The sequence below is a fragment of the Gemella sp. zg-1178 genome (assembly GCF_018790995.1).
GTDB lineage: Bacteria > Bacillota > Bacilli > Staphylococcales > Gemellaceae > Gemelliphila.
Genome location: NZ_JAHKEI010000028.1, coordinates 1 through 13,824, shown reverse-complemented (window position 1 = coordinate 13,824; position 13,824 = coordinate 1). Strand labels below are relative to the sequence as shown.

The following is a 13,824-nucleotide window of genomic DNA, read 5'->3' as shown; positions in this document are numbered from 1 at the left end:
AAGTCTAGGAGAGCTAGGATTTAATAGGGTCATAAAATAATAAAATAATTATGACCACAAATAAAAATAAGAAGCCAATATATTGGCTTCTTATTTGCTATTTAGGCAAAAATTTTATTAAATTAAATATAAGTTTTTATAGAAAATATGAATTTTTATTTATTCTCCTCTTGCATTTTTCTTGCTTAATTCTTATTTTTTTAATAATTATTAGCTAATAATAGGACTAGATATAAGTTATCTAAACTTGGACATGTTAATTAATGTTTATAATATTATTTTTCATTAATATTTGACTAATATGTATTACTCTATTTTTATTATATAAAATAGTTATATTTTATTAGAAAGATAAGAAAGTTTTTTAAAAGAACTTATGAAAATTCAGTTAAAAAACAGCTTTAGTAAAAACCAAAGCTGTTTTTTATTTTATTTTAATTTTCTTCTTAAAGCATAAGCTCCTGCTAGCATAGATAAAACTAATAGGGGATAAGTTGAATTTTCTATACCTGTTTTAGTTAGTTTTTTACTTATTTTACTTATTTGTCTTCCTTGCCTGTTAGAAGTATTATTATCAGATAAATTTGAATTATCAGCCATATTTAAATTATTAGATAAGTTTGAATTAGCAGTTGGATCTAATTTACCCTCATTATTAACAGTACTATTATTTGCATATACTAAGGCGTACTTAGATAAGTGGTTGGTAGTGAAAGTTATAGTATCCTTATCTTGACTTGTAATAACTTTTTCTTCTAATTCTCCATTATCTCCTACATAGTAAACTTTTTCTATAGTTTTACCTTGTTTTTTAGGTGCTGTTATATTAATCTCGCCTAAAACATTTATTTTTGAATTGTTGTCTTTATTTTGAATTTCTATATCGTATAAATCATATTCCATATCAGAAATTTTTTCTATTTTTTCATCTAATTTTTTAACATGTAGTTTAGAATTTTTTGGTATTTTGTCCCCCCTAATAGTTACATTATTTACTTCATCTTTTATTGTTATGCCGTCTTCTTTTTCAAGATTTTCTTGTTCAACATTATATTTTTTAAAGTAGAATATAGGGAGTGCATCCTGATAACCTATTTCCTGATTTATAGATGCCATTACTGGCACAAAAACATTTATTCTAGTTTTTAATTTTCCATCAGCCTCAATATCATTTTTATCAAGAGGATAGCTAATTACTTTTGGATAAGCATTTCTACTTGGGAATGCCTTTTTATATATATCAATAAAGTTATCTATTTCATTTTCTGAGTAGTAGCTTAATATTGTTCCCTGCTTTTTACTTCCATTTTTATCATAGTAATAAAGATTTCCTAGGTAGCCTTGCTGTCCTGCAAATCTAAGTGGAGTAAATGTTAGCTCAACATGATACTCTCCATTTTTCACTACCAACTTAGCAGGTTTATTAACCGCTCCATTGGCCATAGATATTTTATCAGGAGAATAGTAGTTGAAGATAGTAAAATCTAAATTATATTCTCCGTCTGGAAGATTTTTAAAGTCAGATGTATAAATATTATTACTACTTGCTTCAGGCTCATAAGTATTGTTAATTAGTCTTGATATGTTGTAAATATCAATATCTGAAGTAGTATTTTTTTCTATTTGAGTTTTGATAACAAGTCTTGCTTGGGGTTTGGCTCCTCCCATGCCGTCATTACCTAGACGAACTACATATTCTTGTTTTGCATCCTTTTCTAATTCAATAATTAGTTTTCTGTCAAATAGGGCAGGCTTACCATTTAGCCCAGTATCTTCAAATTTACCTAGACTATACACATTTAATTCTTCTTCATCTAGTTTATCTTTAAAGATATCTAAATCAGTAAGATGGGCACGTATATTAAAAATAGTCATCGTTTTTAAGTTTACTTCTAAATATGTTTTATCTGGAGCAAAGATTAAACGAGCATTTTTATTGTCAAAGACCCCGCTAGCCATAGATTCTACTCCTGGGCGTGAGTAGTTTTCTATCATGTAGTCAATATCTTGTGTTTTATATTTGTATTCTAAATTGCTTAATTCCTCGTCTAAATTATATAATAGTTCCTGTAATTTTTCATTATTATCTAAGTTGTTATTGATTTCTGATTTTAAGGCTAATAATTTATTATATTTTTCTTGTGTTAATAATTTTTTTAAGATATCCTGGTCAAGTATTTCATTATTTGTAGCTATTTTTCTTTTTAAAAAGATGGTATTAGATTTGGCATTTTCAAGATTTTTTATTGCTCTGTCTATGTTTTGACCAGCTTTTATTAGATTGTATAATTTTATAAATTTTCTATTAAGTAGATTTTCTGCTTTTTCAATTTCTTGATTTAGTCTTATTCTTTCTTTGGAAATACTAGCACTTTCTAAAATTTGTTTAGCTTCTTCAACGCGTTTAGTTAATTTTTCTTTTTCTTTATCTAGGAGTTGCTTATTGTTAGCAGTAGCTATAATATATATGCCTTCTTGCTGGTTTACACTAAAGGAAAACTTAGTACTTGTTACGACTGTCGGAACAAGATTTAAGCTGCCATCTTCAGAATTATATAGATAAACTTGCTTATTAACATCTGAACTATAATTAGAAATATCTACTTTAAGAAGTGGATTTTTATCCTCTAACCAACCTCTTGGATAATCTGGTGTGTAAGGTTTCCCATCTTTTAGTAAAGAAATTTTTGTATAAGTAACATCATTTAAGGCAAGTTGAGCGATCTTGTCTTTTAGCTTCTCTTTTAAATAATCAGCTTTTTCACTTTGTACACTTACTTCATTAGTAAGAACATAGTTGACGTCAGATGATAACTTAGCATCAAAAGTCTTATCTGCTATATTTAATTTAAAAGGAATTTCATCTATGTAATGTTTAGAAAAAGGAAAGGTATAAGTTTGTGTATCTGATACTGGATTACCTTTAGCATTAAAGGCTTTTACTTTTAATGTTACATCTCCGCCATTTTCACTGAAATTTTTTATATCAGCAAGAGGCTCAATGAATATTCTATATAGACTAGATGGAAGAGTTAAATCGGAACTTTGTGAACGCAAATCAGCACTTGAAGAAGAATTTGTTGGTTCGCTACCGTCTAATGTATATTTTAAATATCTTATATCTGTATTTTGAATGTCTGGTCTTTCAAAATTTAATTCTAAAGAAAATCTACCGTCGGCTAATTTGAATTTTGTTCCTTGCTCAGCTGTATAGGGAGAAAAAAGTCTATCACCTTTTTTATAGTCAAATGGTAATTTTTTTTCTGAAAAATCTTTTTCAAAAGCTCCGAATTGACTTGCTCTTAAAAGTTTTGGACTATTATTTTTTGTGCTTGCTAAGCTAGTGTCGCCATTTATATTTACTATGGCATATGTAACTTGTGTAGTTCCTGTATAGGCATTTAGTTGTGTTTCTCCAAAAATGTATATTGGCTTATCTTCATTAATAGGAATAGCAAGCTCTGATACTTTATAATGGTCGCCACTTTCTATAATTTTAGATGTCAATTTAGTTCTATTTTGACTGCCATCATAGTTATACCAAACATTCATTAGTCCGTTATCGTAAATATGGTTTACTCCCCATTTTTGCTGGCTATAGTATGTCAGGACTAATTCTTTTTTTCCATTATTTTTTTTGATTTTTCCTATTTTTTCAATAGCTCTCCTAGTAGCTGTTTTAAGAGGGGACTCATCACTTATTTTTAATGATACAAACTTTTCATTTTCACTACTTCGGCTAGCTGTATTAGCTTTATTTATAGCAAGATTAGAAAAATCAAAGTCAATAAGGGCGTCTTGCTCTCCATATTTGCCCATAACAGGCACATAAACGCCTATTTTACTGGTTAATTTTCCATCGGATTTTATAGCGGTTTTATCAATAGGAAATTCAAATTCTTTTGGATAGCCACTTCTATTTTGATACTTTTTTTTGTATTCATCAAAACCTGAATCTTTTTCTTCTGGTGAATAAAATGTTAGGGCACTTGCAGGACTTTTTTTATTTGCTGTATCGTAATAGAATAAATCGCCTAAGTATCCTTTTAGATTACTCACTTCTATAGGTTGAAATTTAATTTTAACCTTGTATTGTCCCTTGCTAACCGTTAATTTTGCTGGTTTTATCATAGCCTCATCAGCCATTGATAGCTGGTTAGAATTACTGGCATTTTTAACTGAGAATGTTAAATCATACTCTCCGTCTTTTAGTGTCTTATAATCTTTTACAAGACTTGAACTTTCTGTTGCGTAGGCAGTATTATATTTGGCTATCTGTGCTGAATAAAGACCAGTAGAAAATAACAAGGCACTAGCGAGGCTTAAAGATATTATTTTATGTTTTTTCATTATAAACTCCTTAAATTTATTTTTTATTTTATAATAGAAATTTGAACTGAAAGTACTATTGAGAATAAGTCTCAATGTTTATTTTATCAAAAATGCAAATCTTGTTCAATTATTTTTTATTAAATTACCAACTAATTACAGCTTTTTCTTTTTCTGAAATATTAATTTCTAGTCCGTATAATTCGGATAAGAAATTTTCATCGTAAAAATTACTAGCCTTATCATTTTTTACAACTTTTCCATCTGCTATGGCTATGATATTATCACTATATTTCAAGGCTTGATTTATATCATGCAGAACCATTACTATCGTTTTTTCATATTCTTTATTAAGTTTTTTTATGAGTTTCATTATTTCTTTTTGATATTTTATATCTAAGTAACTGGTTGGTTCATCTAGTAAAAGTATTTCTGTATCCTGAGCAAGAGCCATGGCTATAAAGACACGCTGTATTTGCCCGCCTGATAAATTTTCTACTAATTCATCTTTTAAATCTATTAAGTCAGTAGCCATCAAAGCCCTATTAATTTTTTCTAAATCAATTTTTGTGTTTTGGCTAAAAATATTTTTTTTGTGGGTCAGTCTACCATAACTTACAGTTTCATATACACTTAGTTGACTGGGGGCTATATTTTTTTGAAAGACAAGAGAAATTTTTTTTGCCAGTTCTTTTTTGGAAAAATCTTTAATATTTTTTTTATCAATTAATATTTGACCGGTAAAATTATTTTTACTTGCTGCAATTATTTCTAGCAAGGTGCTTTTGCCACAAGCATTTCTTCCGATTATACTTGTTATTTTATTTTTTTCTATTTCTGTTGAAATATTTTTTAAAATACTTTTATTTTTTTTATAGGAGAAAGAAAGATTTTTAATTTCTATAATATTATTCATATTTCCCTCCTGTTTTTATTAAAATTAAAAAGCATGGACCACCGACTACCAACATTAATATATCAGCTGGGATTTCTATGGGATTAAATATGCTACGACCCAGAGTATCAAAACCTAAAAATATTAAAGCACCCACCAAGGCAGAAAAGGGTAGGCAGTATATGTGATTTTTTCCGACGATTATTTTGGCAATGTGGGGAGCGATTAAAGATAAAAATGCTATAACACCGACCACACTTGTTGCAATAGAAGCTAAAATCACAGCAAGTAGTGATATAGTAAATCTTAGTAGGTTTATATTAAGGCCAAGAGAGGCAATAATCTTATCATCTAAAAAGAAAATATTACAAACTTTTGCTAATAATATGGCTATTACTATTGTTATTGGTATCCATATTAGTAGGAGGTTTACATCTTCCCAACTTTTCATACCTAAACTTGCTCTTGCTAGAGACTTGCTTGTGTTTTCTAAAAAACTTAAACTTGTTAAAAGTCCTGTAAAAAATGAACTGATAGCAATACCTATAAGTATAATACTAACATTATTTTTTATATTTCTAGCAAAAGCAAATATAAGTAGATAACCAACAATTCCACCGACAATTGCAAAAAATGATTTATATATTATGGCACTCGGACTTACTAAAAGCCCCAGATATAAAATAAGATTTGCACCGCCAGAAACGCCGACTAAGCTCGGGTCTATTAGGGGATTTTTTAAAGTCGTTTGTAGGAGTAAACCACTAACTGCCAAGGCTGCACCTACTAAGATAGCAATTATTATTCTAGGAAATCGTAAGTCTAATATGGCTAGAGTGCTGTTACTTGTCTTATTAAATATTAAATTAAAAATTTCTAAAGGACTAGCTTTTATATTACCAGTATTTATGGCTATAAAAATTGTTATAACCAATAATATTGTTGTGCTAACAAAAGCAAGACTTATTTTTTTGTTCATTGTGTTTTTCCTATTTATAGAATATTTTTTCTAAATCTTCTAAAGCGTCTGTATAATCAAAAGAAGCCGTCATACCAAAAATTTTTGAATTTAAGTCTATTACCTTATTATTTTTAACTGCGTCAAAATGTCGCCAAGCTGAATTATTTTTAAATTCTTCTTCAAACATTTGGTTTACAACTTCTGGTATGGCGTGGGCAGTTCTTAATATGTAATCTGGATTTTTTCCTAGAATATATTCTAAATTCACTTGTTCAAATTCTTTGTCGCTTGTGATAATATTTTCAGCCCCAGCTAGTTCTATTAAATTTCCTACATAAGAATTTTTTGTCGCAGCAATATAAGAAGCAGGTAGCCCCATCAATACTAAAACTTTCGGTTTAGTTTTATTACTTATTTTTTTATTATATTCTATAAAAAATTTTTCTTTCTCTTCTTTTAAGATATTATATTTTTCTAGTTTCTTAAATTCTGTTGCTAATTCTTTTGTTACGGAGTAAAGACTGTCAACACTTCGTAAGTTGACATACTTGTGAGGTATTTTATGCTTTTCAAGTCCTTCGTCTAGCCAATCTTTCAAGCTATCAGGTGAATATAAGATGGTAGGATTAATTGTTTTGACAACTTCCATATTAGGATTCATTGCTATTCCTATTTGGTATATATGCTTATATCTTTCTGGCATTTTTCCTAGTCTTGTTGTTGGTACTCCAGCAAGTTTTATATCTAGTTTTGCCGCTATATTGGCCAGGGCAACAGAATTCATTATAATTTTTTTGCCTTGTTCTTCTTCTGATTTTTTACCACTATTAATTCCTTTTAGGTCTATACTTTCTTCAAAGGCTTTGTCAGCCGCATCTTTTTGCATAGCTTGATTATTTGTTTTACTGGAACATGATGTCAGGATTAAGCTAAAAATTATTAGTAGATAAATAAAAATATTTTTTTTCATTATTCTTTACCTATATTTTTCTTTTTACTTCTTAAAACATAAGCAAGTAGTAAAATAATAATTGCAAAAACACCTACGACTATATAGTAGATATTATTATTTTTTTCTTCGATAGCTTTCATTCCATCTACGCCACCTTTTTGAATAGTATTCGGATTTACTTCAACAAAGAAGCGAACAGGTCTGTTCATAGGTTCAACAAACATTTGCACCATTGCAGAAAAATTTTCTCTTGGCACTTCAAATGTGTAGTCGGCATAGCTATCCTTGTATTGTTCAATGTGTAAATTTGTTTCTTTGACTTCTACTAACTTGTATTCGCCATTTTCCTGTAATACTTTAATAAAGGGTCCTTGTTCTTTATTGCGAGTTACCCAGTTTATTAAATGTATTCTTACGGTTGCGTATAATTTTCCGTCTTTTGTACGCTGTAGTTGGGCTTTTGACCAACGTTTTTCGCCTCCCGATTTTTGATTTTTTATGGCTTCTTCTAAATTTCCTGAATTATTATTTATGGGAGAAATAACTCCTTGGCTCATTCCCTGACCAATTTCTATATTCTTAGTTCCACCATCAGCAGTTACTCCAGTTAAGGGATTTAGGTATTGAGCAGTAATGTCAATCTTATAAAGTCCAACTTCTTTTGTTTTTACATCATTTTTGAAAAAGTCTGCAACTTGTTTTTTAGTAAATTCTGTTTTTGTTTCTTCTTTTTGTTTTTCTTCATCACTATCTTTTTCTTCATCATCAGATTTTTCTTCTTGGCTAGTTTGATTTTTTTCTTCTACTGTATTTTCTACTATCTTATTTTCTTCACTATTTTTTTCTGCGACTTTTGTTTCTTCAGAGCTAGCTTCTTCTTCAGAACCTGATATTAAACTTGCCGCCTTCCAGTTAAATTTTAAAATTGCTTTTTGTGATGCGTCCCCTCCAATGATTTCATTCATAGCGTCGACACTGACCGAAACTCCGATTTTATCTTCTTTTTGTGCAGGTCTGTAAAATTGTAGCAGGGCAGGGAAGGTGCTGACACCGCCACTCAAGTCTGTATCTTGATAGCTGCTTATAACACTAGCTTGACTTAAGCCACCAGCAAATAAAGGCCCTGAATAAACTGACATGCTTAAGAGATGACCCTTCAAATTCATAAAGTGCATTGGTATAAATTCTACAGTGTAGGTTGCACCCTTGGCATTTTCTTCTACCTGGGCTATACTTGCAAGAGCATTGTTGCCCATGGATAATCTTCCTGAATTTTCAGCATGCCAAAGTTGCACAGGAACTTGGTAAATTTTTGAACTTGCACTAACTTTTTTTTCTGCTTGAAAGTTGAATAAATTTATTAGCAATAAGACTACCATTATTAATTTTAAATAAATATTTTTTTTCATTTTTCCTCCTTATTAATTGATAATAATTTTCACTGATTAATTTTATTATAATACAAAACATATTAAATTGAAATAGTTTTCTAAAAAAGAAAAAATAATTCCTTATTGCTAAAGAATTATTTTTTCTTTTTCTTGAGATATATAATATTAAATAGAATAAAAATAAAAATTGTTAGAAAGTATATTAGATAGAATAGGAAAAATATGTGGATAACAAGAAATAATTTTTGAGAAAAATTTATAAAAAAGTAGTGGCTAATTAAAAATAATATGTATAATAAGCTAACTACAATAATTTTTTTCTTAAATGTTTTTGCAAATTCTTTGAATTTTTTTATTTTTTCTTTGGGATTTATTTCAAAATTTTCTTGCATAATATTTTCTCCGATTTTATTTTCAGCTGAATTATAGCAGAGAAAAAATATTTTTTCAAATTTAATTAAGTAAAAGTGAGTAATTATATTAATTTTCTGTTAAATTTAACTTTTGAAATAGCTAGTTTTTATTTTTTTTGTTATAATAAATACTGAATAAGTATGATTTGGAGATTATATGTTCTATACTGTAGATTTTGTAGTAGAAAAACTAAAAGAAGATTTGCCCGAATTAGAAATTTTTGTCAGCAAGCAAAATGATAATAATTACTATATTTTAGATTTTAAGGGCTACAAGGCAAAAGTAAATATAGAAAATTTTTTGTTAAGACTAGATAATGAGCAAACAGAAAATAGTGATAGAAAACTTAATGATTTTTTATTAACTATCAAGAAAAATTTAATTTTACAAAGTCAGTTTGATGAAAAAGGTCTAACTAAAAAAGAAATTCTCAGCAGAGTTTATCCTGTACTAAGGGCTAGTAGTTTTGGCAAAAATAGTAAGCAAGATTTTTATACAAAAGAGCATACCAACGAAACCAAAATTTTTTATTCTTTAGATTTTGAGGATAGTTATAAGATTTTAACAAAAGACTTGTTAAAAAAATTTATCATATCATCAGATGAACTTGAAGAAAGTGCCATGGCTAATTTGGTAAAATTACCACTTAATTACAATACGGATGTTGTGGCAGATAATATTTTTTATTTTTTAAATTCTAAGGACGGCTATGACGGTTCAAGGCTACTTGATAAGAAAGTTTTAAATTATTTTTATCAAAAAATTGGTGGCGATTTTTATATCGGATTGCCCCATCAAGACAGCCTAATTATAGCCGATATTAAGAATAAAAAAGGTTTAGAAATCTTGCAAAAAATGATGGTACACTTTTTTACAGAAGGGCCTGTACCAATCACAACAATTACTTTTAAATATGACGGAAAAAATTTAGAAAGTTTATTTATATTTGTAGAATAGGAGAAGAAAATGTTATTTTTTTATAATAAGGAAATGTTAGGTCAAACACTATTAGTAACAATTAAAAATTCGGAGCAAGTATTTTACGAAAACAAGAAAAATATGGTCTTAATTCGTGATGAAAATAATAGTTTGGTCGGTTTGAATATTTTTAATGTCGAAAACTTAAATTTGACAGGAAGCGGCAATATAGATTTGACAGAAGACCAAAAAGAAAAATTACAGAAACGTTTAGAAAAAAACGGAATAAAAATTGACCTAGAGGCTAACAATGATGAATTTTTTGTTGTGGGGCAGGTGCTAACAAAAGAAAAACACCCAGACGCAGATAAATTGTCTGTAAGTAGCGTAAAAATTTCCGAAGACCAAGTCTTGCAAATAGTTTGCGGCGCTAGTAATGTCGCTGTCGGGCAAAAAGTTGTCGTTGCGACCATAGGTGCCATGATGCCGAGTGGTTTATTAATAAAAAAATCAAAACTTAGAGGTGTTGAATCAAATGGCATGCTTTGTTCTAAACGCGAACTAGGCTTACCTTATGAAGAGGGTATCAAAGGAATACTGCTTCTTGATGACAATATAGAAGTAGGAAGAAAATTTAAAGAATTGAATTTATAAGTGGCGGTGAAAGTATGGTAAAATGGAAAAAGTTTTTTTTAGAAAATGACGAAAAAGAACATGAAGAAAATAAAAATATTGAAATAGCAGAAGATATTGAAGAATCTGATGAAGATTTTGAAATTTCCGGTCAAGTAGAAGATATTTCAGAAGAAAATAAAACAGAAGAAAATAAAACTGAAGAAAATGAAAATATAGAAGAAGATAAAAAAGAAATAGAAAAAAAAGAAGAGCCAGAGGGGCTTCTTGCAAAATTTGTAAATCTATTCTTAACACCAGAAGAAGACAAGGTAAAAAATAGGGCAGAGGATAAGCCAGAAGACTATAAAACTTATTTTGAACGTCAAAAGAAAGAGCAAGTAGCCAAGGAAGAAATAGAAAATTCTCCTGAACTAGATGAAGTTAAAGAGGTAAAAGAGCAGGAAGAAACATCAGAAAAAATAGATATAGACTACTCAAAACTAGATTTACAAGATAGTTATGAAGGCTATGAAGATGACCTATTTGATGATTTTGAAGATGAAGAAATTTTAGAAGAACCTAAAAAGAAATCTATTATTGGCTATTTTAAGGCTAAATTATCCGCCTTCACCCAGTACGGTCTAAAAAAAGATGATGACACAGAACTTTTAGAAGAAGACAAAGAAGAAGTAAGTAGCAAAAAAGAAAGTAAATTTTCTAAACTCATGACAAAAATGACAATTTCTAAAAAAGATGTTGAAGAACTTGCTGATGAAGATGAGGACTTTGACTTGTTTGAAGAGTTGGATAGGGTAGAAGAAAAAGAATTTTCACAAGAAAAAATTTCAAATGAAGCCATCCAAGAAAAATTAAAATCTATGGGTATAACTTCAAATGATGTTAAAGATGTTGACCTATTTTCAAAAAGAGAAGTTATAAGAGAACATCCAACCCTAGCCTCTGTAAAGGTACGTCGTATACTACAAGAGCATGAAATTGATAATTTAGAAAAAGATGTAATACTCGAGGAAAATAAAGACAGATTTACCAAAGAAACCTTTGAACAAAAGCAGGATTTTGAAATAGAAAAAGAAGAAGAAAAATCAGAACACAACTCAAAAAATTTAGAAGAAATAGCAAGACTAAATAAGGACTTTAACCAACTTAATAGAAAAGAAGACAAGAAATCATTAGCCCAAAATCACCTAAAAGTAGAAAGTGATAATATTGATAGTGCAATAAATGAAATTAAAAAACAAGAACAACTAGCTTCAACTGACAACAAGGACTATACAATAGTTGTTGAAGAATGCGACTCGGAAAAAGAACGCCGTGATAAATTAAAATACACAAGTATCGATGATATTCTTGACGGTAGGGACGACTTGTTTGAAACGGATATAGAAAGAGCGGCTAAAAAGATAGTTGACACTAGAGTAGACGAAGAAGCTGCTGAAGAAGTAGAAAAATTTAGGCAAGATGTTCACAAGGAGAAAAGCTCAGAAGACTTAGTTGCTGACAAGGACAATAAAACGGTCTTAGATGAATTGATTTTAGAAACAAAACTTGTTGAAAAGAAAAAAGACAAAGAAGAAAATGAAGAAATAAGAAAATTAGAAAAAAATCTGGAAATACTAAAAGAAGAAAATGAATTTAAAGCACAGTTAGCTGCAGAATTTGAAGAAGAAATTTCTATCGAGCAAGTAGCAAGAGAAAGTGAATATAAATTTGAAGATTATGACGACTTGAAACAAGAGGCAGAAGAAGATGATAAATTATCAGGTTACAGCGATTATAATTTAGACCCAGAAGAAATAGAAGCACTAACTATTCAAAATAAAATTGAAAGTGAAACAGAAAACACAAATATTGAAACACTTAATAAAGAAGTCGACACAGAAAGAGCCAGAAGAAAAATAAGTTTAAATATAGATGAATTTATAAAAGAAACTTCACCGGCAAAAGAAAATATACTTATTAGTCGAGGTGCTAAAAAAGAAGTAAAAAGAGAACCTAAAAAACAAATAGTTGACATTCAAAAAATAAATGGCGACAAAGAAAAATCAAGAAAAAATAGGACAAAACTATATACAGAAGATATGGATCTACATATTGATGGCAGAAATGCTATAATTGCTGGTGAGTATAGAACTAGGGATAGGGGTTATAGACCTGTTAGCAAGGAACAGATAGAGGGGAATATCCGTAAACTAGATGCCATATTTGAAAAATATTCTCATATAAAAATGCCGAGTGCAAGTTCGAAAAAAACAACCGATTTTGCAAAATTAAAGGCTGATGCTACGGCAAGCAAGTATAAGCCAACCCAATTTGTATCAGCCGTACATGGAACTAACATTCCGCAGAACACAAGCTACAATCTAGAAAGAAAAAAAAGAAGAGAGGCTTCAAAATACTTTAAAGAAATAGCATCTCAAGAAGAAACGGTTTGGAATATTGACGTTAGTAGTAGGGCAACAAAGGTAAAACCAAAAGCCAGAAGAACTAGAAGAACAAAAGCTAAAGAAGAATAAAAAGTATATCAACAAAAAATAGGAAGCAGTAAAGAAAAATACTAAAAAAGGCTAAAAAATAAAAAAAACACCAAATTTGGTGTTTTTATTTTGGGAAAATTCAATAAAATTCTATTTTATGATACAATAAGAAAAAAGACAGAAAGGAAAAACCATGGCAAACATATCACAACAAAAAAGACAGAAAATGCTAGACTTTTTAAATAAACTAAAAGGGGAACATCAAGATGATGAAAGTCTAAGAGCTTTGGGTCAAATTGAAACAGCACTTAACGAGAAAAAATACGGTCTAGTCTGGGAAAAACACACAGAAAAAGTAGATGAAATGTTAGAACATAACATACCCGTATTCTGTGAAGATGAGAATAGAAAAATCACAGCAAAAGAAAATGAAGTTTACAATTTTTTATTAGAGGGGGACAATCTCCACTCCCTAAAACTTCTTGAAAAAACACACAAGGGTAAAATTGATGTTATCTATATCGACCCGCCTTATAACACTGGGAATAAAGACTTCATTTATAACGACAGCTTTGTTGATAAAACAGACGGTTATTCACATAGCAAATGGCTATCCTTTATGGAACAAAGACTTGAAATTGCCAGAGAACTTTTAAGTGATGAGGGTGTTATTTTCATCTCTATTGATGATAATGAACAAGCACAACTAAAATTACTTTGTGATGAAGTGTTTGGGGAAGAAAATTATGTAGGACACTTTATTTGGGTCAGAAAGAAAAAAGGTTCTTTTCTTAATAAAAAAATTAGAAAAATGACAGAATATGTACTATGTTATACCTCTAATGAAAGAATAA

Annotated in this window: 9 protein-coding genes; 4 read left to right on the top strand and 5 right to left on the bottom strand. The window is 29.4% G+C overall.

Annotation, left to right across the window (positions count from 1 at the left end; all coding sequences use genetic code 11):
- Positions 1–429: 429 nt before the first annotated feature.
- The 5 genes from KMP12_RS06550 to KMP12_RS06530 all read right to left on the bottom strand — a co-directional run bounded on the left by KMP12_RS06550 (position 430) and on the right by KMP12_RS06530 (position 8,546).
- Positions 430–4,350 (bottom strand): NEAT domain-containing protein, encoded by a 3,921-nt coding sequence (locus tag KMP12_RS06550; RefSeq protein ID WP_215756938.1) that lies wholly within the window; start codon positions 4,348–4,350, stop codon positions 430–432.
- A gap of 124 nt (positions 4,351–4,474) precedes the next feature.
- Positions 4,475–5,245: an ABC transporter ATP-binding protein gene (locus tag KMP12_RS06545; RefSeq protein WP_215756937.1), complete on the bottom strand. Its 771-nt coding sequence runs from the start codon at positions 5,243–5,245 to the stop codon at positions 4,475–4,477.
- Positions 5,238–6,203: a FecCD family ABC transporter permease gene (locus tag KMP12_RS06540; RefSeq protein ID WP_215756936.1), complete on the bottom strand. Its 966-nt coding sequence runs from the start codon at positions 6,201–6,203 to the stop codon at positions 5,238–5,240. Before KMP12_RS06540 ends, KMP12_RS06545 begins: the two co-directional genes overlap by 8 nt.
- A 10-nt stretch (positions 6,204–6,213) precedes the next feature.
- Positions 6,214–7,155, bottom strand: coding sequence for a heme ABC transporter substrate-binding protein IsdE (gene isdE / locus KMP12_RS06535; RefSeq protein ID WP_215756935.1), 942 nt, complete (start codon positions 7,153–7,155; stop codon positions 6,214–6,216).
- The gene (locus KMP12_RS06530; RefSeq protein WP_215756934.1) at positions 7,155–8,546 is read right to left on the bottom strand and encodes a heme-binding Shp domain-containing protein; all 1,392 of its coding nucleotides are present in this window, start codon (positions 8,544–8,546) and stop codon (positions 7,155–7,157) included. Before KMP12_RS06530 ends, isdE begins: the two co-directional genes overlap by 1 nt.
- Positions 8,547–9,098: 552 nt before the next feature.
- Between KMP12_RS06530 and KMP12_RS06525 the strand changes: the two genes are divergently transcribed.
- The 4 genes from KMP12_RS06525 to KMP12_RS06510 all read left to right on the top strand — a co-directional run.
- A complete protein-coding gene (locus KMP12_RS06525; protein WP_215756933.1) occupies positions 9,099–9,899 on the top strand; it encodes a DUF1444 family protein in 801 nt (266 codons plus the stop codon).
- Positions 9,900–9,908: 9 nt separating this feature from the next.
- Positions 9,909–10,514, top strand: coding sequence for a YtpR family tRNA-binding protein (gene ytpR, locus KMP12_RS06520; RefSeq protein WP_215756932.1), 606 nt, complete (start codon positions 9,909–9,911; stop codon positions 10,512–10,514).
- A gap of 14 nt (positions 10,515–10,528) precedes the next feature.
- Positions 10,529–13,009 carry a hypothetical protein gene (locus KMP12_RS06515; RefSeq protein WP_215756931.1) on the top strand — a complete coding sequence of 827 codons (2,481 nt, stop codon included), beginning with the start codon at positions 10,529–10,531 and terminating at the stop codon, positions 13,007–13,009.
- A gap of 154 nt (positions 13,010–13,163) precedes the next feature.
- On the top strand, positions 13,164–13,824 hold a 661-nt coding region (locus tag KMP12_RS06510; RefSeq protein ID WP_252344736.1), incomplete at its 3' end, for a site-specific DNA-methyltransferase.